The following is a 25,653-nucleotide window of genomic DNA, read 5'->3' as shown; positions in this document are numbered from 1 at the left end:
CCCACCGACGAATCCGCAGATCACTTCTCATCGCTTCGGGAGAACCCCATGGCAAAAAGCCGCAACAACCTTCTGGGCGTCGGCGGACAGCGCAAGAAGCTGTCCCGCACCGACCCGCAGGCGAGCGCCCCCGCCCGCGACGCCAACCGCAAGGCCTCCGCCGACCACAAGCAGGAGCTGCTGCGCAAGATGCGTGAGCGCGCCGCCGGCAAGGGCGACAGCGAGCAGAGCGACAGCACGCAGCGGAACGACGCGGCCGAGGGCACCGCCGCGCAGGGCTGACGTAACCCCAGTCATACGCCGTGGGCCCGGATCACCGACGTGATCCGGGCCCACGGCCATGAGCGCGTCCCGCGCCCGCTCTCCCGCGTTCCGCGCCCGCTCTCCCGCTCAGGCGATCTTCCGGGGCAGTCGCAGACTCAGCAGCGCCGTCAGGACGACCAGCCCGAGTTGTGCGAGCAGCGTGACCACCAGCGCGTCCCGCATCCCGGCCGTGGTGGTCAGGGTCAGGAACAGCGAGCCCAGTGTCGCCACCCCCAGCGCCAGCGCGGACTGCTGGGCCGTCACCATCACACCGCTGCCCACCCCGGACCGCTCGGCCGGTATGTCGGAGAGCACGATGCGGATGATGACGGGCAGCTGGAGGCCCTGGCCGAGACCGGCCAGCGCGATGCCCGGCAGCAGATCGAGCCCGCCGACCGAGGGCCAGCCGACCCATACGGCGAGCGCCAGCAGCGCCACCCCGGCCGTCTGGATCGCCGCACCGGCCGTGACCACCCGGCTGCCGTACCGCCGGATCAGCCGCGGTCCGGCCAGCGACGCCCCGAAGAACGCCACCGCCATGGGCACCAGCGTCAGTCCCGCGTCGATCGCGCCGAAGCGCAGACCCTGCTGAAGGGCGACGGCGATCACGAACATGAAGCCGCCGAAGCCGATTCCGAACGGCACGATCAGCGCCAGCCCTCGCCGCAGCGTGACCAGCGCGAGCAGACTCGGCGGCACCAGAGGGGTCCTGCCCCGCCGGTCGGCCCGGCGCTCCACCCGTACGAAGGCGTACGACACGACCGGGAAGGCCGCGAGCGAGACCCAGGTCCACACGGGCCATCCGGCCGCCCGGCCCTCCGTGAGGGGCGCCAGGAGCGTCACCAGCGCGGCGGCCAGCAGGACCGTCCCCGGTGTGTCGATGGGCGCGGGCCGCTGCGAGCGGGTCTCCGGCACCGAACGGACCGCGAAGAGCAGGCCCGCCAGCGCCACCGGCACGTTCACCAGGAAGATCGCCCGCCAGCCGCTCCCCGCGATATCGGCCGCGACCAGCACCCCGCCCAGGATCTGGCCCGCCACCATCGCGAGGCCGGCCGTCGCGCCGTACAGGCTCAGCGCCTTGGCGCGGCGCGGTCCACTGGTGGCGGAGTGGATGGTGGCCAGCACCTGCGGCAGCATCAGCGCCGCCGCGGCACCCTGCGCCACCCGCGCGCCGACCAGCGTCCAGGCGTTCGGCGCGAGGCCGCAGGCGAGCGAGGTGATGCCGAAGGCCGCCATGCCGATGAGGAAGAGCCGTCTCCGGCCGAGCATGTCCCCGAGCCGTCCGCCGAGCACGAGCAGCACCGCGTACGAGAGCCCGTACCCGGCCACCACCAGCTCCAGCAGGGCGGGGCCCGCGGCCAGATCGTGATCGATGGTCGGCAGAGCTACATTGACGATGAAGAAGTCGATCAGAGGGAGCGCCGCACCGAGGAGCACGGTGAACAGGCCGAGAGTGCCGAGCACGGACCCGTGGTCATGGATGACGGGCGGTCCGCCGGACGGGGCCTTGGCGGTGGATGTCTTCTGGAGGGACGCGAATGCTCTGCTCACTCCATCGAGAATCGTCCATCGCTCACCCTGGTACCAGAGTCTCTTTATCCCGGTACTCGCACTACCCGGCAAGAGGCTGAGGTGCGACACCCTCCTTCACCGAGGGCGACCGCACTGGCCGCTTCGTACACTCTCGGTTACGTCGAGTGACATTGGAGTGATGATGAAAGCAAGCAAGGGCGACCGTCTCGTGATGCACGGCCGAGTGGTCGGCGAGCACGACCGGATCGTGGAAGTCGTGGAGGTGCTGGGGCCGGACGGCTCGCCTCCGTTCAAGGTACGCGCCAAGAACGGTCACGAATCGATCGTGTCGCCGGGCCCGGACACCGCCGTGGAGCCGCACTCGAGGCACAAGTGAGACGCGGGTGACGAAGCCCGGGTGGTGACGAAGCCCGGGTGACGAGGCGCGGGTGGCACGGCGAGATGCCCAGCCGAACGGTATCGGCCGGAACCCCGCGCCCGTCAGCACGCCAGCCTGGTAGCGGGGAGTTCTTATCCCGGTACCGGGGCTACCTGGCACGGGGCTGGGGCATGCGGCACCCTGGACACATGACCTCCACCATCGCGCGGGCCGGGCACACGGCACAGGCCGGGCGGGAGAGCGATATCCGGCGGCATGAGCTCGCGGGGTTCCTGCGCAGCCGCCGTGAGCGGATCATGCCCGAGCAGGTCGGGCTCGACCGGGGGAGCCGTCGGCGTACCCCGGGGCTGCGGCGCGAGGAGGTCGCCCAGCTCTCCGCCGTCGGTGTCACCTGGTACACCTGGCTTGAGCAGGCGCGGCCCATTCAGGTCTCCGCGCAGGTCCTCGACGCGCTCGCCCGCGCCCTTCTCCTCGACCCCAGCGAACGCGCGCATCTCTTCGCGCTGGCCGGGGCGCTGGATCCCGCGCCCGGGACGCCGTGCCCCACCATCACGCCCGCGATCCGGCGGATGCTGGAGCGGCTTGAGCCGTTCCCGGCGTGTGTGCAGAACAGCCGGTACGACATCCTCGCGTACAACCGCACGTACGGCGTGATGATGTGCGACATGGACGCGCTGCCGCCGCAGGACCGCAACTGCCTCTGGCTCGCCTTCACCAACGAGGCATTCCGCGCCGCCCTCGGCAATCCCGAGGAGACGAGCCGGATCATGGCGGCCAAGTTCCGGGCCGCCATGGCGGAGCATCTCTCGGAGCCGCCCTGGAAGACGCTGCTCGGACGGTTGCGCGCGGCCTCGCCCGAGTTCCGTGAGGTCTGGGAGCGGCATGAGGTGGTCGCCCCGGTCGGGGACAGGACCAAGCGGTTCGTCAACGCCCAGGTGGGGCTGCTCAATCTGGAGCACACCAACCTCTGGCTCGGGCCGTCCGCGGGGCCCCGGCTGGTCAGCTATGTCCCGGTGGACGACGAGACCGCGCTCCGGCTGGAGAAGCTCCAGGCGTTCGCTCAGGCGTCCGGGCCGGTTCCCGCCGATCTCTGAGCCGATCTCCGGTCGAGCGCGTCCGGGGAGGTCCCGCCGCCGGCGCCGGCCGGCTCCAGGCGCTTCGCCGTACGCAGTGCCGACTCCCGCGCCCAGGCGCCGCTGGTCAGCGCGCCCACCAGCAGGACACAGAGCCCGCACGCGGTGATGATCCACCAGGCCGGACGGCTCGCCTCCATGAACCCCGTCTCGTACGAGGCGGAGGCCACCGCGCCGACCGTGCCGCCCGCCAGCACCGCGCCGATCACGGCCACGCCCAGCGTCTGGCCGATCTGGCGGCTGGTGGAGGCCACGGCGGCGGCGACGCCCGCCTGGGAGCGGGGCATTCCGGAGACGGCGGTGTTGGTGATCGGCGCGTTGACCATGCCGAAGCCGAGACCGAAGAGCACATAGCCGGTGAACATCAGCGCCGTGGTCGCCTCCGCGTCGAACGCGGCGAACAGCACACCGCTCGCCGTCATCGCCGCCCCCGCGACCAGCAGCGAGAGGCGTGGCCCCCGGCTGCCGACGAGCCGGCCCGAGAGCGGGGCGCAGAGGAAGGTCATGGCGGCCATCGGCAGCATGTACAGCCCGGCGTGCAGCGCGGACAGACCCCGTACGTTCTGCAGATAGAGCGTGTTGAGGAAGAGGAACCCGCCGAGCGCGGCGAAGGCGCAGATGGCTATGACCGTCGCGCCGCTGAACGGCGCGCTGCGGAAGAACCGCAGGTCGATCAGTGGTTCGGCGCGCCTCGGCTCGTACAGCAGCAGCCCGGCGAGGGAGAGGACCGCGACGGCGGCGAAGGACACGATCAGCGGTGAGGTCAGCCCCGCCGAGGGCGCCTCGATGATCGCGTAGGTGAGCGCGCCGAGTACGCCGATGACCAGCAGCTGTCCTACGGGATCGGGGCGGCGCGGCTTCGGGGCGCGCGACTCGGGGACGTAGCGCCAGGTCAGGATCAGCGCGGCGATCCCGATCGGGAGGTTGATCCAGAAGATCGACCGCCAGCCGACCGAGTCCACCAGCAGGCCGCCGACCAGCGGGCCCGCCGCCATCGAGATACGGACGACACCGCCCCAGACCCCGATGGCGCGGGCGCGCTCGCGCGGGGCCGTGAAGGTGTTGGTGATGATCGACATCGCCACCGGATTGAGCATCGAGCCGCCGACCGCCTGAACCATCCGGAAGGCGATCAGCGATTCGAGGTTCGGCGCGAGGGAGCAGAGCAGCGAGCCGAGCGTGAACAGGACCAGCCCGGCCTGGAAGACCCGCCGTCGGCCGATCCGGTCGGCGGTGGAGCCCGCGAGCATCAGCAGCGAGGCGAGGACGAGGGTGTAGGCGTCGATCGTCCACTGGAGCCCGGCGACCGAGGCATGCAGTTCCTTCTGCATGGAGGGCAGGGCGACATTGAGGACGGTGTTGTCGAGACTGACGATCAGGAGACTCATACAGCAGATCGCCAGCACCAGCACGCGCCGTCGATGGCTCAGCTCGGGCATCCATTGATAGTACGACTAACTAATGACTCGTGTCGTGCGCGACAATGGGCGGATGACCGCTCCACTCTCCACGCTCACGGCACCTCCGGCCGCCCCGCTGGCCATCGGCCCCCACACCGTCCAGCCGCCGGTGGTGCTCGCCCCCATGGCCGGGATCACCAACGCCCCGTTCCGGACGCTCTGCCGGGAGTTCGCCGAAGGCGTGCGGGGGTTCGGGGGCCGCCCCCCGGTGGACGCCGCCAGTGGGGGCAAGGGGCTGTTCGTCAGCGAGATGATCACCACCCGGGCGCTGGTGGAGCGCAATGAGAAGACCATGCAGCTCATTCACTTCGACGCGACCGAGACCCCGCGCTCGATCCAGCTGTACGGCGTGGACCCGGTCACCGTCGGCAAGGCGGTCCGCATGATCGTGGACGAGGATCTGGCCGACCACATCGACCTCAACTTCGGCTGCCCGGTGCCCAAGGTCACCCGCAGGGGCGGCGGCTCGGCCCTCCCGTACAAGCGGCCCCTGCTGCGGGCGATCCTGCGCGAGGCCGTGTCCAACGCCGGGGATCTGCCGGTCACGATGAAGATGCGCAAGGGCATCGACGACGACCACCTCACCTATCTCGACGCGGGGCGTATCGCGGTCGAGGCCGGCGTCACCGCGATCGCGCTGCACGGCAGGACCGCCGCCCAGCACTACGGCGGCACCGCGGACTGGGACGCCATCGCGCGGCTCAAGGAGCATGTCCCGGAGATCCCCGTGCTCGGCAACGGCGACATCTGGTCCGCGGACGACGCGCTGCGGATGGTGCGCGAGACGGGCTGTGACGGCGTGGTCGTGGGGCGCGGCTGTCTGGGCCGGCCCTGGCTCTTCGCGGACCTGGTCGCGGCCTTCGAGGGCCGGGGCGAGGCCGCGCGGCCCACGCTGCGCGAGGTCGCGGGCGTCATGCGGCGCCACGCCGAGCTGCTGGGGGAGTGGATCGGGGACGAGGCCCGGGGCGTGATCGACTTCCGTAAGCATGTGGCCTGGTACCTGAAGGGTTTCTCGGTCGGCTCGCAGCTGCGCAAGCAGCTGGCGATCACCTCGTCGCTCGCCGAGCTGGACGAGCTGATGGCAGGACTCGATCTGGACCAGCCGTGGCCGGACGGCGCGGACGGGCCGCGCGGGCGCACGTCGGGGAACAACCGGGTCGTCCTGCCGGACGGCTGGCTGAAGGACCCGTACGACTGCGCGGGCATCGGCGCGGACGCGGAGCTGGACACGTCGGGCGGCTGAAACCCCCTCGGGGGACCGGACCGGACCGGACCGGACCGGGCAGGGCAGGGCAGGGGCGAGCCCAGCCGTTCACTCCCCGGACGGGCCCCTGGTCACCTCGGGACCGGCCTGCCGCTCCAGCGGCGCCGCCGCCGCCGAGTTGCTGACGCTGAACGCCACGCTGCCCGCGCGATAGCGGTCGTCGGTCCACTCGATGGGCCGGCCCGCCGCCGTGTTCGTCAGATGACGCTGCCTCAGCAGCGGGCTGGCCCGGCGGACCCGGAGCAGCCGGGCGTCCTCGCTGCCCGCCGCGACGGCGTCGATCAGGTGCTCGCCGTAGTGGGCGACGATGCCGGCGTTCTCCGCGATGCTGTTCATGATCGAGACGACATCGTCGGGCAGCGCGCGCACGACCGGCGCGACCCACTCCGTATAGGCCGTGCGCTCGACCATCACCGGCTCCCCGTCCAGCCGCCGTACGCGCACGACGTACAGCACCTCGCTGCCCGGCGCGACGCCCAGCCGGGACGCCTCCTCGGCGGTGGCGGGGCGGGTCGTACGGCTGAGGATCAGGCTGGAGACCTCGCAGCCCATGGCCTGGGCCCACTGCGCGAAGCTGTTGAGCTGTTGGAAGCTGTGGCGGCGCTCCTGGCGCAGTACGACACGGCGCGCGCCCTGCCGGGAGCCGATCAGCCCTTCCGAGGCGAGCAGCCCGACCGCCTGCCGTACCGTGCCGCGCGAGACCGACCAGTGGGCCGCCAGATCGCTCTCCGAGGGCAGCCGGGCGCCGACGGGGTGCTCGCCGCTCAGTATCGACTGCCGCAGCGCCTCGGCGATCTCCAGATAGCGCGAACCGCCCGTGTCCGAACCCACGCCCTGTCCCCCTTCTGAACTGTGTACAGGTACCCCGATCAGTCGGGACACACGCCCCTCACTGTAACCACTCGGGATCGGCGGCCGTACCTTGCGGATACGGTCATGTGGCGTTCACTTCCGGGACATCTCGGCCGGGCGAACTGATGCCAGCTTGTATGAACAAGTTGCACACCCCCCGATGAAACACACTTCGCTCCGGGAGACACAGCGTGACCCGATTCCGTCCTCGCGCCCACGGCCGGCTCATCGCCGCCGCGGCGCTCAGCACCGCCGCGCTCACCGTGCTCACCGCCTGCGGCGCGGCGACCGAGGAGACCGGCACGGCCGCCGGAACCGCCGCCTCCGCCGCCGACTTCGGCGGGATCGACGCCCTCGTCACCGCCGCCGAGAAGGAGGGCACGCTCAATGTGATCGCCCTCCCGCCGGACTGGGCCAACTACGGTGAGGTCATCAAGGCGTTCGAGGCCAAGTACAAGATCAAGGTCAGCAGCGAGAACCCGGACGCCTCCAGCTCCGACGAGATCGCCGCCGTCAAGTCCCGCAAAGGCCAGAAGCGCGCGCCCGACGTCCTCGACCTCGGGATCGCCTTCGCCCGCAGCGGCGCCGCCGAGAACCTCTTCGCGCCGTACAAGGTCGAGGCGTGGGACAAGATCCCGGAGGCCCAGAAGGAGAAGGACGGCCGCTGGTTCAACGACTACGGCGGCTATGTCTCGATCGGCTGCGACGCGGCCCGGATCAAGAACTGCCCCCAGACCTTCGCCGATCTCCTCAAGCCCGAGTACAAGGGCAAGGTGGCGCTCAACGGCAACCCCACCAAGTCCGGTTCGGCCTTCGGCGGGGTGTACGCGGCGTCGCTCGCCAACAAGGGCTCCTTCGGCGACATCCAGCCCGGTATCGACTTCTTCGGCAAGCTGAAGAAGAACGGCAACTTCATCCCCGTCGAGTCCACCCCGGCCACGGTCGAGAAGGGCGAGACGCCCATCAGCATCGACTGGGACTACCTCAACGCCGGTTACGCCGACCAGTTCCGCGGCAAGGGCGTCGACTGGAAGGTCGCCATCCCGGCCGACGGCGTGTACGCGCAGTACTACTCGCAGGCCATCAACAAGGACGCGCCCCACCCGGCCGCCGCCCGGCTGTGGATGGAGTTCCTGTACAGCACCGAGGGCCAGAACCTGTGGCTGAAGGGGTACGCGCGCCCCGTGCTGCTGCCCTCGATGACCACCGAAGGCACCGCCGACAAGACCTTCGTCGCCAAGCTCCCCAAGGTCGAGGGCACCCCGAGCTTCCCCGAGTCCGCCGAACTGGACGCGGCCAACGCCACCCTCGCCGAGAACTGGGACAAGGCCGTCTCCTGATGCCCACCCCCTCCTCGTCCGCACCGGGCGCCGCCGACGGAACACGCCGTCGGCGGCGGGCGCCGCGCGCCTGGCTCGGCGCCCTCCCGCTGCTCGTCTTCGCCGCGCTCTGCTTCGGACTGCCGGTCGGCGCGCTGCTGTACGGGGCCGTCACCCGCGACGATCCGGCCACCGGCGCCACCGCGCTGACCGGTGAACACCTCCAGCGTTCGCTCCAGGGCCCGTATCTGACCTCGCTGGCCGGCAGCGTCGAACTCTCCGCGCTGACCGCCGTGATCGCCACCCTGCTCGGCACGCTGATCGCCCAGGCCGTCGTCACCTCACGCGGCGGGGCGCTGCGCAACGCCGTGCTCACCGCCTCCGGCGTGCTCGCCAACTTCGGCGGTATCCCACTGGCGTTCGCGTTCGTCGCCACCCTCGGCATCTCCGGCGTGGTCACCCGGCTCGGCCATCTCGACAGCGCGGGCTGGAACCTGTACTCCTTCACCGGACTCGCCGTCATCTACCTCTACTTCCTGGTGCCGTTGATGGTGCTGGTCAGCGTTCCGGCGCTGGACGGTCTGCGCCCGCGGTGGCGCGAGGCCGCGCAGAACGCCGGGGCCACCACCTGGCAGTTCTGGCGCCATGTCGGACTGCCGGTCCTCGCGCCCTCGCTGCTCGGCGGGTTCGTGCTGCTCTTCGGCAGCGCCTTCGCCGCGCACGCCACCGCCGCCGCGCTGGTGGGCGGTTCCGTCCCGCTGGTCACGCTGAAGATCGCGGACGCGCTCTCCGGCAACGTCCTGGTCGGACAGGAGAACGTGGCGCTCGCGCTGAGCCTCGACATGATCGTGATCGCCGGTCTGGTCATGGCGGTCTATCTGCCCCTCCAGCGACGGAGCACCCGATGGCTGCACTGACACCGACCGCCACCGCCCCCGGGCAGAGCCCGCGGCAGGCCCGGGACGGCAAGGCCGTACGGGTACGGGCGCGCCGCCGCCCCCGCGTCTGGCGTGGCGCGGTGCTGACCCTCGCCGGGCTCTACTTCCTCGTACCGCTGCTGTCCTCGTTCGTCTTCACGGTGCACACGCCGGGACAGGGCGTCTCCTTCGCCGCGTACACCGGGATCCTCGCCGCCGAGGGCTTCACCCAGAGCCTGCTGCTCTCCCTCGGGCTGGCCGCCGCCACCATCCTGCTCGCGCTGCTGCTGGCCGTGCCGGCGCTGATCGCGGTACGGCTGGGCGCGCCGCGGCTGCGGCCGCTCGTCGAGATCGTCTGCATGCTGCCGCTGGTGGTGCCGCCGATCGCGCTGGTCACCGGCGTCACGACCGTGCTGCGCTGGGGACCGGACCATCTCTCCCGTACCCCGCTCTACCAGACCTTCCTGGCCGTGCAGAACGAGTCGTTCCCGGTCGTGCTGGTGCTCGCCTACACCGTGCTCGCGCTGCCGTTCGTCTACCGCTCGCTGGACGCCGGGCTGCGCGCCGTGGATGTACCGACCCTGGTGGAGGCCGCGCGCAACTGCGGGGCGAGCAGGCCGTATGTGATCCTGCGGGTCATCCTGCCCAACCTCCGCTCCTCGCTGGCCGGTGCCTCCTTCCTCACCCTGGCGCTGGTGCTCGGCGAGTACACGATCGCCTCGCTGCTCGGCTTCCGGCCGTTCGCGGTGTGGATCGTCTCCGTCTCCGGCGCGCAGGCGCGGATGTCGGTGGCGGTGTCGCTGCTCAGCCTGCTGATCACCTGGGCGCTGCTGCTGCTCCTGTCGCGTGCGGGGACCCGCGCCGCCTCGGCGACTCCCGCGCCGCCCGCCCCTTCCGGCTCTTCCGCATCTCTCACCTCTCCCGCCTCCGGCAAGGAGTAGACCTCCCATGTCACTCACCTCGACAGCAACCGAAGACCGTCCGGCGGAGGAGACCACGTCCACGACGGGCGCGCTGGTCGAATTCCGCGGTCTGCGCAGGGCGTTCGGCCCGACCGTCGCCCTCGACGGGCTCGATCTGACCGCGCGCCCCGGCGAACTCCTCGCCCTGCTGGGCCCCTCGGGCTGCGGCAAGACCACGGCGCTGCGGGTTCTGGCAGGCTTCGAGCAGCCGGACTCGGGCGAGGTGCTGGTGGACGGCGAGGACATCACGCGCGTACCGGCCAACCGGCGTGACGCGGGCATGGTCTTCCAGTCGTACAGCCTCTTCCCGCATCTCAACGCCCGCGACAACGTGGCCTTCGGGCTGCGGGTGCGCAAGGTGTCCGCCGCCGAACGGCGCGCCCGCGCGGCCGAACTCCTCGACCTGGTCGGCCTTCCCGAGCACGGCGACCGCTATCCGCACCAGATGTCCGGCGGTCAGCAGCAGCGGGTCGCGCTGGCCCGCGCGCTGGCGCTGCGCCCGCGCGTCCTGCTGCTGGACGAACCGCTCTCGGCACTCGATGCCAAGGTCCGGCTGACGCTGCGCGAGGAGATCCGGCGGCTCCAGCTGTCGCTGGGCATCACCACCATCTTCGTCACCCACGACCAGGAGGAGGCGCTCTCCATGGCCGACCGGGTGGCGGTGCTCAACGCGGGCCGGCTGGAGCAGTGCGCGCCGCCCGCGGAGCTGTACGAGCGGCCCGCCACGGCGTTCGTCGCCGAGTTCGTCGGCACGATGAACCGGCTGGCCGGGCGGCTCACCGACAGCGGGGAGGTCGAGGTCGCGGGCGTCACCCTGCCCGTGGACGGCGAACGTCCGGCGGGCCGGGAGGTGGAGGTGCTGATCCGCCCCGAGAACATCACCGCCACCGCCGATCCGGCCGGTACGGCGACGGTCGTCTCCGCGTCCTTCTTCGGCTCGGTCACGCGCGTGCTGCTCGATCTGCCCGGCGGCGGTTCGGTGAAGTCCGATGTGCCGTCCCGGGACGCGGGCGAACTGGTCCCCGGGGTGCGGGCGACGGTCGAGCCCGCGCGGCGCCCGGTCCTCGTGGTGCCGGCCCCGGGCAGCGGCGCGTGAGGACGGTGACGACGCCCGCGGCCGTCCTCTTCGACATGGACGGCACCCTCGTGGACACCGAGGTGCTGTGGTGGGAGACGGCGGACGAGATCGCCGGGAGCCTCGGCCACCGGCTCACCGGCGCGGACGCCCCGGAGGTGGTCGGCCGGGCGGTCGCCGACACCGCCGCTCATCTGGTGCGGGTCACCGGCGGCGGATGCGCCGATACGGTCGCCTCGGAGCTGACCGGTTCCTTCTTCCGGCGCGTGGAGGCGGGGGCGCCGCTGCGGCCGGGCGCCCGGCGGCTGCTGGCCGAACTGGCGCGCGCCGAGGTGCCCTTCGCGCTGGTGAGCGCGTCTCCCCGGGTCGTCGTGGACTCGGTGGTCGCGGGCTCGCTGGCGGATGTGCCGTTCGCGTTCACGCTCTCCGCCGACGACACCGTACGGACCAAGCCGCACCCCGATCCCTACCGGGCGGCGGCCGAGCGGCTCGGGGTCGGGCCCGCCGTGTGTGTCGCCGTGGAGGACTCGCCGGACGGCAGCGCCTCGGCCCAGGCGGCCGGGTGCGCGGTGCTGGTGGTGCCCTCGCTGCTGCCGGTGGATCCGGCGGCGGGGCGGTACTTCGCCCGCAGTCTGGAGGACGTGGACCTGGCGGTGCTGAGGGGTTGCGCGGGCGCCGGTTAGGCCATCCGAGAGCGTGATTCTCGCCACGTTTGATGTGGGCAAGGCTCAGATGAGCGGATCTTGGGTGCATGCGAAACAGAAAGGGTGGCACGCAGTGCCACCCTTTCTGCGTTCATCACTTGAACTCAGACGACGATGTCATCACTCATATGAGCGCATCCGGTCATGGGCGGGTCATGGCCGCTTCGAGGCGTGAAAGAGACCGGCCCGCCCTGCCGCGCCACGCTCACTTTCGATCTGCTGGCGGACGGGTGGTTAAGGCCGTATGACAGGCAAGTGGCCGTACCCAGGCACCTTCGATCTGGGTATGTTCCTCGCCGTCAGGGCAGCCACCGCGTCCTTGAGGAGTCGGACCCGTGTCGGAAAACAGCGATCCCCAGGTAGCCACCCCCACGCTCCGGGGCGAGAAGTTCGTCTATGACTTCACCGAGGGCAACAAGGATCTGAAGCACCTCCTCGGCGGCAAGGGTGCCAACCTCGCCGAGATGACCAACCTCGGGCTGCCTGTTCCGCCGGGCTTCACCATCACCACCGAGGCGTGCAACATCTATCTCGACAGCGGTGCCGAACCGGCCGCGCTGCGCGACGAGGTGAGCGCGCATCTCGACGCCCTCGAACAGAAGATGGCGAAGAGGCTCGGCCAGGCCGACGACCCGCTGCTCGTCTCCGTACGCTCCGGCGCCAAGTTCTCCATGCCCGGCATGATGGACACCGTCCTGAACGTCGGGCTCTCCGACGCCTCCGTCGCCGGACTCGCCGCCCAGGCGGGCGACGAGCGCTTCGCCTGGGACTCGTACCGCCGGCTGATCCAGATGTTCGGCAAGACCGTGCTCGGGGTGGACGGCGACCTCTTCGAAGAGGCGCTGGAGGAGGCCAAGCGGGCCGAGAACGCCGCCACCGACGTGGATCTGGCGACCTCCGACCTCAAGAAGCTGGTCGAGCGGTTCAAGAAGATCGTCTCCCGGGAGGCGGGCCGCGACTTCCCGCAGGACCCGCGCGAGCAGATGGATCTGGCGATCCGCGCGGTCTTCGAGTCCTGGAACACCGACCGGGCCAAGCTCTACCGCCGTCAGGAGCGCATCCCCGGCGACCTCGGCACCGCCGTCACGATCTGTTCCATGGTCTTCGGCAACCTCGGCCCGGACTCGGGTACGGGCGTCGCCTTCACGCGTGACCCCGCCAGCGGCCACCAGGGCGTGTACGGCGACTACCTCCAGAACGCGCAGGGCGAGGATGTCGTCGCGGGCATCCGCAACACCGTGGCGCTCGCCGAGCTGGAGCACATCGACAAGACGTCGTACGACCAGCTCATGGGCATCATGGAGACCCTGGAGACGCACTACCGGGATCTGTGCGACATCGAATTCACCATCGAGCGCGGCCAGTTGTGGATGCTCCAGACCCGTGTCGGCAAGCGCACCGCCGGCGCCGCGTTCCGGATCGCCACCCAACTCGTCGACCAGGGACTGATCGACGAGGCCGAGGCGCTCCAGCGCGTCAACGGCGCCCAGCTCGCCCAGCTGATGTTCCCGCGCTTCGACGAGAGCGCGAAGCGGCAGCTGCTCGGGCGCGGGATCGCCGCGTCGCCGGGCGCGGCGGTCGGCAAGGCGGTCTTCGACTCGTACACCGCCATCAAGTGGTCCCGGTCCGGCGAGAAGGTCATCCTCATCCGCCGCGAGACCAACCCCGACGACCTGGACGGGATGATCGCCGCCGAGGGCATCCTCACCTCGCGCGGCGGCAAGACCTCGCACGCGGCCGTCGTCGCCCGGGGCATGGGCAAGACCTGTGTCTGCGGCGCCGAGGACCTGGAGGTCGACACCAAGTCCCGCCGGCTGACGGCCGACGGGACCGTCATCGAGGAGGGCGACGTCGTCTCCATCGACGGCTCGACCGGCAAGGTCTACCTCGGTGAGGTCCCGGTCGTCCCGTCGCCCGTCGTCGAGTACTTCGAGGGACGGATGCACGCGGGCGCCGACGACGCCGACGAACTGGTCGAGGCCGTCCACCGGATGATGGCGTACGCCGACCGCCGCCGCAGGCTGCGGGTGCGCGCCAACGCCGACAACGCCGAGGACGCGCTGCGCGCCCGCCGCTTCGGCGCGCAGGGCATCGGACTGTGCCGTACGGAGCACATGTTCCTGGGCGAGCGCCGCGGGATGGTCGAGAAGCTGATCCTCGCCGACACCGACGACGAGCGGGAAGCGGCGCTGGGGGCGCTGCTGCCGCTCCAGAAGAAGGACTTCATCGAGCTGTTCGAGGCGATGGACGGCCTGCCGGTGACCGTCCGGCTGCTCGACCCGCCGCTGCACGAGTTCCTGCCCGACATCACCGAACTGTCGGTACGGGTCGCCCTCGCCGAGGCCCGCAAGGACCACAACGAGAACGATCTGCGCCTCCTCCAGGCCGTGCACAAGCTCCATGAGCAGAACCCGATGCTCGGTCTGCGCGGGGTACGGCTCGGGCTGGTCATCCCCGGGCTGTTCGCCATGCAGGTACGCGCCATCGCGGAGGCGGCGGCCGAGCGCAAGAACGCCAAGGGCGACCCGCGTCCGGAGATCATGATCCCGCTCGTCGGCACCGTCCAGGAGCTGGAGATCGTCAGGGACGAGGCCGAGCAGGTCATCGCGGAGGTCGAGCGGGCCACCGGCGTCGAACTCAAGCTGGCGCTCGGCACGATGATCGAGCTGCCGCGCGCCGCGCTGACCGCCGGACAGATCGCGGAGGCGGCGGAGTTCTTCTCGTTCGGTACGAACGACCTCACCCAGACCGTCTGGGGCTTCTCGCGCGACGACGTGGAGGCGAGCTTCTTCACGGCGTACCTGGAGAAGGGCATCTTCGGGGTCTCCCCGTTCGAGACGATCGACCAGGACGGCGTCGGCGCGCTCGTGCGGAGCGCGGCCGAGGCGGGCCGGGCCACCCGGCCTGGGCTCAAGCTCGGCGTCTGCGGCGAGCACGGCGGCGACCCGGAGTCGGTGCGGTTCTTCCACGAGGTGGGTCTGGACTATGTCTCCTGCTCGCCGTTCCGGATCCCGGTGGCGCGGCTGGAGGCGGGCCGCGCGGCGGCGTCGTCGGCCGGCAGCGATTCCCGGTGACTCCCGACGGCGCCGCCGAGGACATCCGGTGATTCCCGATGACTTCTGGTGACTCCCGAGCATGAATCCCGAGAGAAAGTGGGGGATTTCCTCTGAACACCGGAGCCGCATTGCCGGTTGATCCCTGACCCTCGCCCGGCCGGCGGGGTGGCTCCGGGGCACAGAGAAGGGGCGGGCGCCTTGTGCGGAGGCGTCTGCCCCTTCGTCATGTGCGGATGGTGAGTGCTGTGTTGAATTGCCCGCCGGGTAACGCTGGGCAACAGTAGGGCGCGACCAGTGGATCCCCACCCACCGGTCGCGCCCCCCTTTTACGCGGGCCGGACACGGAGCCGCAACCTCGACCGACCGCCGCCGGGCGGGCAAAGTCCCCCACGGCCCTCGCCACGCCTATTCGGTCGTCCAGGTTTCATGCCCGACGAGGTACAGCCTTTCGCTTCGCGGGCACCACCGCGAAGCGTTTCAACTGTGGCCGAAACACCGTGGTAACAGCCCGTGATGGCCTGCATACTCAGTGCTGGGGGCTGCTGGGGAGATAGTGGATGCAACAAGTGGAGATTTGATGCTGCGTATTCATTTCACCGGGAAGGACCTCGGCGGGGTCCGGATGGCCGCCGGGCCCGACCCGCTGTGGGAAACGATTCTCAGCTTTCACCGAATAAGAGACCGGCGCGGTCCGCTCGCCTACGGGCAATGGCGCAGGGAAACGCGGACCCGGTTGAATGGTGAAACAAGTCTGCTCTCCGCGCTCGTTCCGCGGCGCGGCTATTTCCCCGATTTCCTGACGCCGGCTCAGGGACGGCTCGGCTTTGACGTGGGGCTGGAGGCGGGCCTTGAGGCGCTGCGCGCCACCCCGCGGGAAAGAATCCGCGCCGAACTCGCCCTGCTCGCCGTCGACAATAAGCGCGGCAGGGACCCGGGCGGACGGCTGGCCTCGCTCGCCGACGGCGGACCCGGCTGCCTGGGCGGGCTCGGCGGACTCGGCGGACTCGGCGGGCTGGTCGAGGCGTTGCGTACGTACCACCGCGCCGCCGTCGAGCCGTACTGGCCCCATATCCGGGCCAGGGTCGAGGCGGACCGGGCGCTGCGCGGCCGGGCGCTGCTCGACGGCGGCGCGGACGAACTGCTCTCCACGCTGCCGCCGATGCTGCGCTGGCGCTCGCCGGTGCTGGAGGCCGACTACCCGGTCGACCGCGAACTGCGCCTGGACGGGCGGGGGCTGCTGCTCCAGCCGTCGTTCTTCTGCCGCTCCACGCCGGTCGTCCACCGCGACCCTACGCTGCCGCCCGTCCTGGTCTATCCCGTCACGCACTCCGACGCGCCCGCCGTCACGGAGCGTGGCGGCCCCACGCTCGGCCGGCTCGTCGGGCATACGCGTTCGGCCGTTCTGCGCGCCATCGAGCACGGATCGACGACGAGCGAGCTGGCTCGCAGAACCGGCGTGTCGCTCGCCTCCGCCAGCCAGCACGCCTGCGTCCTGCGCGAGGCGGGGCTCATCGTCACCCTGCGGCACGGCAACGCCGTGCTGCACACCCTCACCCCGCTGGGCGCCGCCCTGCTGCGGGGCGGCGGGCCCTCGGCCGGGCTCTACGCCCGGAACGGCCCGGTGACCTCGTAGGTGATACCGCCCGACGAACTCCCGCTGGTACCGCGCTGGCTGGAGAAGTAGAGCCGCTTGCCGTCGGGCGAGAAGGCCGGTCCGGTGATCTCCGAGCCGGACTGGCCGCCGATCCGCAGGAACGGCGCGACGACATCGTCAGGGGTGATCACACAGATCTCCATGTTCCCGCCGTCCTCCGCGACGAAGAGATCGCCGGAGGAGGAGCCGGTGACATTGTCGACACCGGTCAGCGGCGCCGTACCGGAGACGAGCGAGTCGTCGTAGGCCAGCTCGATGGTCCCGGCGGCCGCGTTGTACTGCCAGACCCGGTTGTCGCCCTTGGTGGTGAACCAGCAGGTGTCGTCGGCGTAGTAGCAGCCCTCGCCGCCGTTGAAGCGCTTGGCGCCGGAGACCTGGTTACGGGTGGCCGTCGAGGCGCCGCTCGGGTCGGGGACCGCCGCCCAGCTCACCGGGCCGCTCGTACCCGTACCGGCGACCAGGACCTCCAGCCGGCCCGCCGAGAGATCGCCCCAGGTGGTGGGCGTGAAGCGGTAGAAGCAGCCGTCGGTGGTGTCCTCGGTGAGATAGATGGTCCTGCGTACGGGGTCCGCGGCGGCGGCCTCGTGCTTGAAGCGGCCGATCGCGTCCCGCCGCACCGGCGCCTTCACGCCCCACGGGTCGGTCTCGTAGACATAGCCGCGGTCCACCTCCTCGCAGGACAGCCAGGTGTTCCACGGCGTCGTGCCGCCCGCGCAGTTCTGCCGGGTGCCGGAGAGGATCCGGTACGCGGCGGTGATCGCGCCCGTCGAGGAGAAGCGGACCGCGCTCGCGCCGCCCGACGGGTCGATCTCCGAGTTGGAGACATAGATCCAGCCGGAGCCGTCTGCGTAACAGGCGCCGCCGTCCGGGGCGTTGTGCCAGCTGTACGACGTGCCGGTGACCTGCTGTCCCGACCGGGCGATGACCCGGCTGGTGAAGCCGGCGGGGAGCCGGATGTTGTTGGCGTCCGCCGTGCCGAGTGCTCCATAGGGGCCCGCGCCCGGCTGGGCGGGCGCGGCGTAGGCGGCGCCGCGCCACAAGGTGCCGCCGAAGGCCGCGGCCGAGGTGCCGATGACCGCTCCGCGCAGGAAACTGCGACGTTCCACTGGTCGCTCCAGGGTGGTGTCGTGACCGCCCCGCGGCGCCGGCCGACGTCACGGGGTCGCGCGTCGCAGGAGCCTAGGGGACGCGCATGGCCGCGGGCTGAACGAGCGGTGAGAAGTCGTCATTCCGGCGGGACTTCGGACCGGCCGGGGGCTTCGGAATCGTTCGTCCAGGGGTGTTTACGTGGGGAGGCTCGCGTACCGCACACCCGTGAGCCGCTCCGACTCCGCCCACAGCAGCTTTCCCGCGCGGTCCTCCAGGGTCCAGGACGCGCGGAACGAGGGGGCGGGCGGGCCACGCCAGCCCTGGATCCTGGGGCCGGTGAAGGAGTCGGGCCGCACGCCGGGCGCGGTCGCCGCGTACAGCGTCGGCAGGGCGCCCGCCTCGGCGGGCTGGGCGATGATCCGGTTGGCGAGGGTGACGATCCGTTCCGCGGTCCTGCGGCCCTCCAGCCGGACGCCCGCCGTCTGGAGATTGGTGGCCGCGTACCCGGGCTGCGCGGCGGCGGCCACGATGTCCGAGCCCGCCGTGGCCAGCCGCCTCGCCAGCTCGTGGATGAAGAGCAGATTCGCCGACTTGGAGCGGCCGTAGGCCACCCAGCGGCGGTAGCGGCGCTCGCTGTTGAGATCGCGGATATCGATATTGGCCACCGCGTGCAAACCGCTGGAGACGGACACCACCCGGGCCTCCGGGGTGTCCAGCAGCCGGGGGAGGAGCAGCCCGGTGAGGACGAAATGGCCGAGGTGGTTGACGCCGAACTGGGTCTCGAAGCCATCGGCGGTCGTGCCGTACGGCAGCGCCATCACGCCCGCGTTGTTGATGAGCAGATCGAGCCGTTCGGCCGGATACGCGGCGGCGAAGCCCCGTACGGAGGAGAGGTCCGCCAGATCGAGCCGCCCGAACTCCACCCGGGCGCCCGGCACTTCCTCGCGGATCAGTGCCTCGGCCGCCCTGCCCCGGGTCTCGCTTCGGCACGCGAGGATCACCCGGGCGCCCCCGCGGGCCAGCTCGCGGGCGGTGACGAGACCGATGCCGCTGTTGGCGCCGGTGACCACGGCGACGCGTCCGCTCTGGTCGGGGATGTCGCGCGTGCTCCAGCCGGTCGCTCCGGTCGCTCCGGGGGTCGGCATGAGGGTCGGCATGCGGCGGCTCCTCGTGGCTCCTGGTGTACGCATGGGGCCCGCCTCCCAGCGTACGACCGGACACGACGGCGCACGACCGGCGGATCCGTACGCCCTACGCGGGCACGGGTGCGGGCGTCCGTATCCGGGCCTCGTACGCGCGGACGGCGGCCTCGTCGTCGTCCAGGCAGCGGCCCGTGAGCAGGTCGAAGCGCTGTTTGAGCAGCGGGGAGGCGACGAAGGGCCGTCCCTCGTGCGTACCGGTCAGCCCGCGCGACAGGACCTGCGCGCCCGAGAACGGGTCGCGGTTGCCGATCGCGTACGGGCGGCCCGCGCGGTCCAGGAAGACCGCCACCTGATCTCCGTCCGGGAGCAGCGCGGCGACTCCGCGCCCGGGGGTGAGCGCGGACAGATCGCAGACCGCGAACCATCCGTCGTCCAGAAGCAGTTCGAGGGTCGTCGGTGAGGAGGAAAGGGGTCGGCTCATCAGACGTTGGCTCCTTCACGCGTCGTCAGGGTGAGAAACGTCAGATCCGGCTTGACCTGATCGCGTTCCGGTACGAACTTCACGGACGGGTCAGGGGTGTCCGGCGCGTTGACGAACGAGACGAACCGGCGCAGCCGCTCCGGGTCGTTGACCGTATCCGCCCACTCGTCGCGGTAGCCGTCCACATGCGCCGCCATCAGCCGCTCCAGCTCCGCGCAGAGCCCGAGCGAGTCATGGACCACCACGTCCCGCACATGGCCGAGCCCGCCCTCGATCCGCTCCAGCCAGGCCGCCGTCCGCTCCAGCCGGTCGGCGGTACGGATGTAGAACATCAGGAACCGGTCGATCAGCCGTACCAGTTCGGTGTCGCCGAGATCCTGCGCGAGGAGGTCAGCGTGGCGCGGATCGGCACCGCCGTTGCCGCCGACGTACAGGTTCCAGCCGTTCGCCGTGGCGATCACCCCGAAATCCTTGCCGCGCGCCTCCGCGCACTCCCGCGCGCACCCCGACACCGCCGACTTCAGCTTGTGCGGCGAGCGCAGGCCCCGGTAGCGCAGCTCCAGACCGATGGCCATCCTGACCGAGTCCTGGACGCCGTAGCGGCACCACGTCTGCCCCACACAGGACTTGACCGTACGCAGCGACTTTCCGTACGCGTGCCCCGACTCGAATCCCGCGTCCACGAGCCGCGTCCAGATCAGCGGCAGCTGCTCCACCCGGGCGCCGAACAGATCGATCCGCTGGCCTCCCGTGATCTTGGTGTAAAGGCCGAAGTCCCGGGCCACCTCACCGATCACGATCAGCTTCTCGGGAGTGATCTCACCACCGGGGATGCGCGGCACGATCGAGTACGAGCCGTTGCGCTGGATATTGGCGAGGAAGTGGTCGTTGGTGTCCTGGAGCGCCGCCTGCTCGCCGTCCAGGACATAGCCGCTGACGCCCAGCGTGGGCGCGAGCGAGGCGATGACCGAGGCCACGACGGGCTTGCAGATCTCACAGCCGTCACCGCCGCGCGCCCTCTCCCGGCCGTGCGAGTCGAGCAGCGTGGCGTACGAGGTGACGCGCAGGGTACGGACGATCTCGTACAACTCGGCCCGGGTGTACGGGAAGCAGCCGCACAGCCCCTGGTCGGCGGGGCCGTTGCCGCTCGCGGCCAGCAACTGGCCGATCACCTTGACACAGCTTCCGCAGCCTGTGCCGGCCTTGGTGCACTTCTTCACTTCGGGGAGGGACGAGCAGGCGCTGATGGCGCCCTTGCTGACGTTGTGGCAGCTACAGATCACCGCCTCGTCCGGCAGGGACTCCGGGCCCATCGCCGCCGGCGCGCCGAGCCCGGCAGGCAGCACCAACTGGGCGGCGGGGACCGGCGGTACGCTCCCGGTGAGCGGGCGCAGCATGCCGTACGCGTCGGCGTCCCCGACGAGCACACCGCCGAGCAGGGTGCCCGCGCCGTCCACCACCAGCTTCTTGTAGACACCGGCCCGCGGGTCGGAGTAGACGACGTCCAGGCAGCCGGGCGCGGCGCCGTGCGCGTCACCGAACGACGCCACGTCCACCCCCAGCAGCTTCAGCTTCGTCGACAGATCGGCGCCGGTGAAGCCGGTGCCGGCCGGCCGGCCCCCGTCCGCCGCGAGGAGGTCGGCGACCGTCGTCGCCATCTCGTACCCGGGCGCCACCAGCCCGTACACCCGGCCGTCCGACGCCAGCGCGCACTCGCCTATCGCGAAGACGGCGGGGTCGGACGTACGGCACCGCTCGTCCACCACGATGCCGCCGCGCTCCCCGACCGTCAGCCCCACGTCGCGGGCGAGCTGGTCGCGCGGGCGCACACCCGCCGAGAAGACGACGAGATCGGTGTCGAGCGAGGAGCCGTCCGACAGCGCCATCCCGGTGACGGTCCCGTCGGCGTCCGTGGTCACCTCCCGCGTCCCCACACCCGTGTGGACGGTCAGTCCCATCGACTCGATCGTCCGCAGCAGGGCCGCGCCGCCGCCCTCGTCGACCTGCGCGGGCATCAGCCGGGGGGCGAACTCCACGATGTGCGTGTCGAGCCCGAGCCCCTTGAGCGCGCCCGCCGCCTCCAGCCCGAGCAGCCCGCCGCCGACGACCGCGCCGGTGCGGGCCGTCATCGCGTACTCCTCGATCGCGAGCAGATCCTCGATCGTGCGGTAGACGAAACAGCCGGTCGCGTCCTTGCCCGGCACGGGCGGCACGAAGGGGTACGAGCCGGTCGCCAGGACGAGCGTGTCGTAACGGACGGTGTGACCGGACCGCGAGGTGACCGTACGGGCCGCGCGGTCGACGGTCTCCGCCGGGTCGTCGAGACGCAGCTCGATGGCGTGCCGCGCCATGAAGTCCGGCTCCACGAGGCTGAGGTCCTCGGGCGTACGGCCGTCGAAGTACGAGGTCAGCCGCACCCGGTCATAGGCGGGGCGCGGCTCCTCGCAGAGGACCACGACCCGGGCCCGCTCGGTCACCCCCCGCTCGGCGAGAGCCTCCAGGAACCGCTGGCCGACCATGCCGTGGCCGACGACCACGATCGTGGGGGTGGACATCTCGGAAACCTCCGCCGGGGGCCGGCATCGCTGGGTCATGCACAGGAGCCTGCGCGGCGGCTGTTACCCGGCCGGATCGCCGCGATTTCGCGGGCGGAACGCTGCGCTCAGCGCGGCGACGGTGGAGGTGTGAGGGGTCGGCGCCGCCCAGCTCTTCGGCGCGAGCCGCCAGTCCTCCGGCCCGAGCCGCTCATTCTTCGGCCCGAGCCGCCAATCTCACACTCTTCCGGGATCCATGGACGGGGCACACATCCCCTCCATAGGGTCGCGATCATGCCCGACATCTCGCTGACCATGCTCGTTGTGCTCTGCCTCGCCGCCGGGGCGGCCGGCTGGATCGACGCCGTGGTGGGCGGCGGCGGGCTGCTGCTCCTGCCCGCGATGCTCCTCGGGCTGCCGCACGTACCCGCCGCGCACATCCTGGGCACCAACAAGGCGGTCGCCATCGTCGGTACCTCGGGCGCGGCGGTGACCTATGTGCGCAAGGCGCCGGTCGAGGTGAGGACGGCCGTACGGATCGGGCTCGCGGCCCTCGCCGGCTCGATGACCGGTGCCTTCTTCGCGGCCGGGATCAGCAGCGAGACGCTCCGGCCCGTGATCATGGTGGTGCTGCTGGGGGTGGCGGCCTTCGTCCTGCTGCGGCCGTCGTTCGGCGGGACGCGGGCGGGCGGCCCGGTCACCAGGGCGCGTACGGTCACCGCGATCGTGCTGGTCGGCGGCGGGATCGGCTTCTACGACGGGCTGTTCGGACCCGGCACAGGAACGTTTCTGGTGCTCGCGCTCACCGCCGTACTCCACCTCGATCTGGTGACGGCCTCCGCCACCGCGAAGATCGTGAACGTCTGCACCAACGGCGGCGCGCTCGCGATGTTCGCCTACCAGGGCACCGTGCTGTGGCAACTGGCCGCGCTGATGGCGGTGTTCAATCTGGCGGGCGGGATGGCCGGAGCGCGGATGGCGCTCCGGAAGGGGAGCGAGTTCGTGCGCGGGGTGCTGCTGGTGGTGGTGTTCTCGCTGATCGCGAAGCTCGCGTTCGATCAGTGGACGGCGTGAGCGCGCGGGCGTGGTCGGGGCGGGCGGGGCGCGTGGTCGGGGTGGGCGGGGCGCGCGGTCGTGCGAGGTCGGGCGGGGGCAGCGCGGCGCGGTTGGTGTGGCCTGCCTCCGTGCTATTTCGACCCGGTGAGATGGGCGTACGCCACGACATTGCCCTGGTAGCCGCCCTTCTTGGCGAAACCGCCCCCACAGGTGATCACCCGTAGCTCCGCCTGGTTCGTGGCCCCGTACACCTTGCGGTCGGGGAACTCGGCGTTGTCGTAGACCTCAAGGGCGTCGACCGTGAAGACGGCGGTACGGCCGTCCGCGCGTGTCACCTCGATGTGGTGGCCCTTCTTGAGCGTGCCCAGCTCGTAGAAGACGGCGGGTCCTTGCGCGTTGTCGACATGACCGGCGACGATCGCGGTCCCCTTGGCGCCCGGGGCGGCGCCGTCCTTGTACCAGCCCACGATGTTGCGGATGCCGGGCGGCGGTACGTCGAGACTGCCGTCGCGCCCCAGTCCCAGGCCGAGGACCTGCGCGTTCACATTGATCTCGGGGATGCTCAGCCGCACCGGGGCCGAGGAATCCATCGGGGCGGCGGCGGGCCCGGTGTGGCTGCCGGGGCCCGCGGCGAAGGCCTCGGCGGCGGTCGGCATGGGCGGGGTCACGGGCTCGGAGCCGTTCTGGACGAGCCAGATCCCGATACAGACGGGGATGGCTATCAGCCAGCCCGAACCTCCGCCCCTGGTCCGGCCGGCGGCTCCGCACGCGCGTCCGCCTCTGCCGCCGCCCCCTCCGCATATGGCGCCGCACCCGCATCCGGCACCGTCACCGGCCCCGTACATGCCTCTGCTTCTGCCTCTGCGCCTGGCCCTGGCGGTCATCAGTCCTGATCTCCTGTTTTTCGTTGTCCGAGTTCCGTTGTCCGAGTTCGAGTTCCGCGTTCCGATTTCCGAGAGGAGAGGTTCCCCGCCCCCGTCAGCGATGAGCGTGACGGGGACGGGGACGCGGGGCGGGACCGGGGCGGTGGAGGCCGGCCCGTCAGCTCGCCTGCGTGCCGCTCGCCCGGCGACGCAGGAGCCAGGTCCCGCCGACGGCGGCTGAGGCCAGAACGGCCACGCCCGCCGCGATCTGGGTGGTGTCGGTGGTGACGCTGCCGCCGACCCCCGTTCTCACATGACCGGTCGGCCCGCCGTGCTCCACGAAGAGGTCGCCGTGGGCCTCCCTGCCGTTGTCACAGCGCACACGGATCCTGTGGTTTCCGGTTCTGGCGTGGTGCGCCACCCGGAATTTTCCGGCCACGGCCTCCTTGCCGGCGACGCGGTCGAGTCTGAACTCCCCGGCGCCGGCGGACGCGGCGAAGCCCCGGGCGCGGCCGTCGCGTCCGCAGGCGGTGGTCTTCGCGGTGACGGTGGTGCCGGGGCGCACATGCTTGGGGGACAGCTCCAGCCGGCCCGGTCTCCCGCGGTCACGTCCACTCTCCCCACTGCCTTCCGGGCCGTTGCCACCGCCGGCGTCCCAACCGCCTTCCGGGCCGCGGGCACCGCCGGCGTCCCAACTGCCCTCCGGGCCGTTGCCACGGCCGGCGTCCCAGCTACCGTCGCGGTCCTCGGCGAAGGCCGCCGTGTTGCCCGCGACGGTCAGGGCTATCGCGGCGGCTGCCAGCGCGGTCCGGGTCAGCAGGGGGGCGGTGATGGGCATGGTGGCATCCTCCGAGGCTGGCGACAGCGCGGTACTCGTCACCTCCGAGATAAGGCGCCCCACGGCGCGCACGCCTGCTGATGGGCGATCAGATTCACCGGCCGCACGCCGTGTGCCGGGCCCGCGCGCCGGTGTCGTCGCAGGTCACGGCGGAGCGGTGGCGATCTGTCGGCGTCGCCGCCCGTGGCGCGCTGAACGGGTGACCCCGGGCGCGGTGCGGGCGGCGGTCCCGTCCGCTCAGACGCGGTCCCACTCCACCCCGTCGTACAGCTCGGTCACCGTCTTCAGCAGCGCCGCGTCCCCCGGGAAGACCGTGTCGTCGATCCGGCTCACCGGGGCGATCCCGTGCGAGTTGGTGACCAGGGCCGCCCGGTACCGGGGCAGGTCCGCCAGGGTGACCTCACGGCGTACCGAAGGCAGACCGGCGGCCGGGAGCCGGGGCTCCACCAGCGCCATGGTGATGCCCGTCAGAAACGGTCCGTCCGGCCAGACCACCGAATCGCCGTCCCAGAACGCGATATTGGCGATCGCGGACTCGGCCACCACCCCGCGCTCGCCGGTCAGCAGCGCGTCGTCGAAGCCCGCCTCCCTGGCCAGCCGCCCGTAGTGGATCTGGGCGAAGCCGCCCAGATGCTTGATGTGCGGGACCGGGCGCAGATACGGGACCGACATCAGGCTCCGCGCCCGCCCGTCCGGAGCCGCGGGCGGCCGTACCGTGACCATCACGCTCGCCTCGTCCGCCCCGTCGGGCCAGTGCACATAGACCCGCCCCGAGGCGTCCCGCACCTCACCCAGCGCGTGCCGGAGCAGGGCACGTACCCGCTCGCCGTCCAGGCCGGCGCCGAACAACTCCCGGGTCGAGGCGTCCAGCCGGGCGAGATGGAGGTCCAGACCGCGTACCCGGCCGTCCCTGATCTGCATGGCGGTGAAGTGCCCGTACGTGTCGAGCGCGCGGAGCCGCAGGTCGGCCTCGGTGGCGGGCCGGCCGTCGACCTCTATCAGCAGCTGTGGTGCGGTGGCGGTAGTCGTCATGCGCCTC

At 71.3% G+C, this 25,653-nt stretch carries 22 protein-coding genes; 12 read left to right on the top strand and 10 right to left on the bottom strand.

Going from position 1 to position 25,653, the window contains the following annotated elements; translation table 11 throughout:
* Positions 1–48: 48 nt before the first annotated feature.
* Positions 49–282, top strand: coding sequence for a DUF6243 family protein (locus ACFRKB_RS12475; RefSeq protein WP_383105564.1), 234 nt, complete (start codon positions 49–51; stop codon positions 280–282).
* Between the two features lie 108 nt (positions 283–390).
* Here the strand turns inward: ACFRKB_RS12475 and ACFRKB_RS12470 are convergent, their stop codons facing one another.
* The gene (locus ACFRKB_RS12470) at positions 391–1,785 is read right to left on the bottom strand and encodes an MFS transporter (protein WP_383105672.1); all 1,395 of its coding nucleotides are present in this window, start codon (positions 1,783–1,785) and stop codon (positions 391–393) included.
* A 232-nt stretch (positions 1,786–2,017) separates the two neighbouring features.
* Here ACFRKB_RS12470 and ACFRKB_RS12465 point away from each other — a divergent pair, with 232 nt between their 5' ends.
* The gene (locus ACFRKB_RS12465; protein WP_383105670.1) at positions 2,018–2,212 is read left to right on the top strand and encodes a DUF1918 domain-containing protein; all 195 of its coding nucleotides are present in this window, start codon (positions 2,018–2,020) and stop codon (positions 2,210–2,212) included.
* Positions 2,213–2,403: 191 nt separating this feature from the next.
* On the top strand, positions 2,404–3,309 hold the full coding sequence (locus ACFRKB_RS12460; RefSeq protein WP_383105562.1) for a helix-turn-helix transcriptional regulator: 906 nt from the start codon (positions 2,404–2,406) through the stop codon (positions 3,307–3,309).
* Here the strand turns inward: ACFRKB_RS12460 and ACFRKB_RS12455 are convergent.
* Positions 3,276–4,787, bottom strand: coding sequence for an MFS transporter (locus ACFRKB_RS12455; RefSeq protein WP_383105560.1), 1,512 nt, complete (start codon positions 4,785–4,787; stop codon positions 3,276–3,278). The genes ACFRKB_RS12460 and ACFRKB_RS12455 overlap by 34 nt on opposite strands.
* A gap of 52 nt (positions 4,788–4,839) precedes the next feature.
* On the opposite strand from ACFRKB_RS12455, the gene dusB reads away from it, so the two are divergent.
* Positions 4,840–6,051 carry a tRNA dihydrouridine synthase DusB gene (dusB, locus tag ACFRKB_RS12450; RefSeq protein ID WP_383105558.1) on the top strand — a complete coding sequence of 404 codons (1,212 nt, stop codon included), beginning with the start codon at positions 4,840–4,842 and terminating at the stop codon, positions 6,049–6,051.
* A 69-nt stretch (positions 6,052–6,120) separates the two neighbouring features.
* Here the strand turns inward: dusB and ACFRKB_RS12445 are convergent, their stop codons facing one another.
* Positions 6,121–6,903 carry a GntR family transcriptional regulator gene (locus ACFRKB_RS12445; RefSeq protein WP_365971094.1) on the bottom strand — a complete coding sequence of 261 codons (783 nt, stop codon included), beginning with the start codon at positions 6,901–6,903 and terminating at the stop codon, positions 6,121–6,123.
* 248 nt (positions 6,904–7,151) lie between these two features.
* Between ACFRKB_RS12445 and ACFRKB_RS12440 the strand changes: the two genes are divergently transcribed.
* The 7 genes from ACFRKB_RS12440 (at position 7,152) to ACFRKB_RS12410 (ending at position 16,590) form a co-directional block, all read left to right on the top strand.
* The gene (locus ACFRKB_RS12440) at positions 7,152–8,264 is read left to right on the top strand and encodes an ABC transporter substrate-binding protein (RefSeq protein ID WP_383105669.1); all 1,113 of its coding nucleotides are present in this window, start codon (positions 7,152–7,154) and stop codon (positions 8,262–8,264) included.
* Positions 8,264–9,160, top strand: coding sequence for an ABC transporter permease (locus tag ACFRKB_RS12435; RefSeq protein ID WP_383105556.1), 897 nt, complete (start codon positions 8,264–8,266; stop codon positions 9,158–9,160). The genes ACFRKB_RS12440 and ACFRKB_RS12435 overlap by 1 nt, the downstream gene beginning before the upstream one ends.
* Complete coding sequence (locus ACFRKB_RS12430) at positions 9,148–10,101, top strand: ABC transporter permease (protein ID WP_383105554.1); 954 nt, start codon at positions 9,148–9,150, stop codon at positions 10,099–10,101. Before ACFRKB_RS12435 ends, ACFRKB_RS12430 begins: the two co-directional genes overlap by 13 nt.
* A 7-nt stretch (positions 10,102–10,108) precedes the next feature.
* Entirely contained in the window at positions 10,109–11,218 is a 1,110-nt protein-coding gene (locus ACFRKB_RS12425) for an ABC transporter ATP-binding protein (protein WP_383105552.1), read from the top strand.
* On the top strand, positions 11,215–11,880 hold the full coding sequence (locus ACFRKB_RS12420) for an HAD family hydrolase (protein ID WP_383105550.1): 666 nt from the start codon (positions 11,215–11,217) through the stop codon (positions 11,878–11,880). Before ACFRKB_RS12425 ends, ACFRKB_RS12420 begins: the two co-directional genes overlap by 4 nt.
* A 356-nt stretch (positions 11,881–12,236) precedes the next feature.
* Positions 12,237–14,975, top strand: coding sequence for a pyruvate, phosphate dikinase (ppdK, locus tag ACFRKB_RS12415; protein WP_383105548.1), 2,739 nt, complete (start codon positions 12,237–12,239; stop codon positions 14,973–14,975).
* 559 nt (positions 14,976–15,534) lie between these two features.
* On the top strand, positions 15,535–16,590 hold the full coding sequence (locus tag ACFRKB_RS12410; RefSeq protein ID WP_383105547.1) for an ArsR/SmtB family transcription factor: 1,056 nt from the start codon (positions 15,535–15,537) through the stop codon (positions 16,588–16,590).
* On the opposite strand, the gene ACFRKB_RS12405 is transcribed toward ACFRKB_RS12410, so the two are convergent.
* The 4 genes from ACFRKB_RS12405 to nirB form a co-directional block, all read right to left on the bottom strand.
* The gene (locus tag ACFRKB_RS12405) at positions 16,560–17,717 is read right to left on the bottom strand and encodes an alkaline phosphatase PhoX (RefSeq protein WP_383105546.1); all 1,158 of its coding nucleotides are present in this window, start codon (positions 17,715–17,717) and stop codon (positions 16,560–16,562) included. The two genes, ACFRKB_RS12410 and ACFRKB_RS12405, sit on opposite strands and share 31 nt — an antisense overlap.
* Before the next feature lie 177 nt (positions 17,718–17,894).
* Positions 17,895–18,857, bottom strand: a complete 963-nt coding sequence (locus tag ACFRKB_RS12400) for an oxidoreductase (RefSeq protein ID WP_383105544.1) — start codon at positions 18,855–18,857, stop codon at positions 17,895–17,897.
* A 94-nt stretch (positions 18,858–18,951) separates the two neighbouring features.
* Positions 18,952–19,323, bottom strand: a complete 372-nt coding sequence (gene nirD, locus ACFRKB_RS12395) for a nitrite reductase small subunit NirD (protein ID WP_383105543.1) — start codon at positions 19,321–19,323, stop codon at positions 18,952–18,954.
* Entirely contained in the window at positions 19,323–21,878 is a 2,556-nt protein-coding gene (gene nirB, locus ACFRKB_RS12390) for a nitrite reductase large subunit NirB (RefSeq protein WP_383105541.1), read from the bottom strand. Before nirB ends, nirD begins: the two co-directional genes overlap by 1 nt.
* Before the next feature lie 273 nt (positions 21,879–22,151).
* Here nirB and ACFRKB_RS12385 point away from each other — a divergent pair, with 273 nt between their 5' ends.
* Complete coding sequence (locus ACFRKB_RS12385) at positions 22,152–22,931, top strand: sulfite exporter TauE/SafE family protein (protein WP_383105540.1); 780 nt, start codon at positions 22,152–22,154, stop codon at positions 22,929–22,931.
* A 113-nt stretch (positions 22,932–23,044) separates the two neighbouring features.
* On the opposite strand, the gene ACFRKB_RS12380 is transcribed toward ACFRKB_RS12385, so the two are convergent.
* The 3 genes from ACFRKB_RS12380 to ACFRKB_RS12370 all read right to left on the bottom strand — a co-directional run bounded on the left by ACFRKB_RS12380 (position 23,045) and on the right by ACFRKB_RS12370 (position 25,646).
* The gene (locus ACFRKB_RS12380; protein ID WP_383105539.1) at positions 23,045–23,569 is read right to left on the bottom strand and encodes a class F sortase; all 525 of its coding nucleotides are present in this window, start codon (positions 23,567–23,569) and stop codon (positions 23,045–23,047) included.
* Positions 23,570–23,954: 385 nt separating this feature from the next.
* A complete protein-coding gene (locus ACFRKB_RS12375) occupies positions 23,955–24,614 on the bottom strand; it encodes a hypothetical protein (RefSeq protein ID WP_383105538.1) in 660 nt (219 codons plus the stop codon).
* 237 nt (positions 24,615–24,851) lie between these two features.
* On the bottom strand, positions 24,852–25,646 hold the full coding sequence (locus ACFRKB_RS12370; RefSeq protein ID WP_383105537.1) for an aminotransferase class IV: 795 nt from the start codon (positions 25,644–25,646) through the stop codon (positions 24,852–24,854).
* Between the last annotated feature and the right edge of the window lie 7 nt (positions 25,647–25,653).

The sequence above is a fragment of the Streptomyces scopuliridis genome (genome assembly GCF_042790125.1).
Lineage (GTDB): Bacteria > Actinomycetota > Actinomycetes > Streptomycetales > Streptomycetaceae > Streptomyces > Streptomyces scopuliridis_A.
Note: the sequence above shows the minus strand (reverse complement) of the source record. Positions and strands in the feature narration are given on the sequence as shown.

What these genes read in the sequence shown, in the direction of transcription:
- ACFRKB_RS12475 (WP_383105564.1), top strand. Translation starts at nt 49, where the DNA reads ATGGCAAAAAGCCGCAACAACCTTCTGGGCGTCGGCGGACAGCGCAAG.
- ACFRKB_RS12465 (WP_383105670.1), top strand. Translation starts at nt 2,018, where the DNA reads ATGAAAGCAAGCAAGGGCGACCGTCTCGTGATGCACGGCCGAGTGGTC.
- ACFRKB_RS12460 (WP_383105562.1), top strand. Translation starts at nt 2,404, where the DNA reads ATGACCTCCACCATCGCGCGGGCCGGGCACACGGCACAGGCCGGGCGG.
- ACFRKB_RS12455 (WP_383105560.1), bottom strand. Translation starts at nt 4,787, where the DNA reads ATGCCCGAGCTGAGCCATCGACGGCGCGTGCTGGTGCTGGCGATCTGC.
- dusB (WP_383105558.1), top strand. Translation starts at nt 4,840, where the DNA reads ATGACCGCTCCACTCTCCACGCTCACGGCACCTCCGGCCGCCCCGCTG.
- ACFRKB_RS12435 (WP_383105556.1), top strand. Translation starts at nt 8,264, where the DNA reads ATGCCCACCCCCTCCTCGTCCGCACCGGGCGCCGCCGACGGAACACGC.
- ACFRKB_RS12430 (WP_383105554.1), top strand. Translation starts at nt 9,148, where the DNA reads ATGGCTGCACTGACACCGACCGCCACCGCCCCCGGGCAGAGCCCGCGG.
- ACFRKB_RS12425 (WP_383105552.1), top strand. Translation starts at nt 10,109, where the DNA reads ATGTCACTCACCTCGACAGCAACCGAAGACCGTCCGGCGGAGGAGACC.
- ACFRKB_RS12410 (WP_383105547.1), top strand. Translation starts at nt 15,535, where the DNA reads ATGCTGCGTATTCATTTCACCGGGAAGGACCTCGGCGGGGTCCGGATG.
- ACFRKB_RS12400 (WP_383105544.1), bottom strand. Translation starts at nt 18,857, where the DNA reads ATGCCGACCCTCATGCCGACCCCCGGAGCGACCGGAGCGACCGGCTGG.
- nirD (WP_383105543.1), bottom strand. Translation starts at nt 19,323, where the DNA reads ATGAGCCGACCCCTTTCCTCCTCACCGACGACCCTCGAACTGCTTCTG.
- nirB (WP_383105541.1), bottom strand. Translation starts at nt 21,878, where the DNA reads ATGTCCACCCCCACGATCGTGGTCGTCGGCCACGGCATGGTCGGCCAG.
- ACFRKB_RS12385 (WP_383105540.1), top strand. Translation starts at nt 22,152, where the DNA reads ATGCCCGACATCTCGCTGACCATGCTCGTTGTGCTCTGCCTCGCCGCC.
- ACFRKB_RS12380 (WP_383105539.1), bottom strand. Translation starts at nt 23,569, where the DNA reads ATGCCGACCGCCGCCGAGGCCTTCGCCGCGGGCCCCGGCAGCCACACC.
- ACFRKB_RS12375 (WP_383105538.1), bottom strand. Translation starts at nt 24,614, where the DNA reads ATGCCCATCACCGCCCCCCTGCTGACCCGGACCGCGCTGGCAGCCGCC.
- ACFRKB_RS12370 (WP_383105537.1), bottom strand. Translation starts at nt 25,646, where the DNA reads ATGACGACTACCGCCACCGCACCACAGCTGCTGATAGAGGTCGACGGC.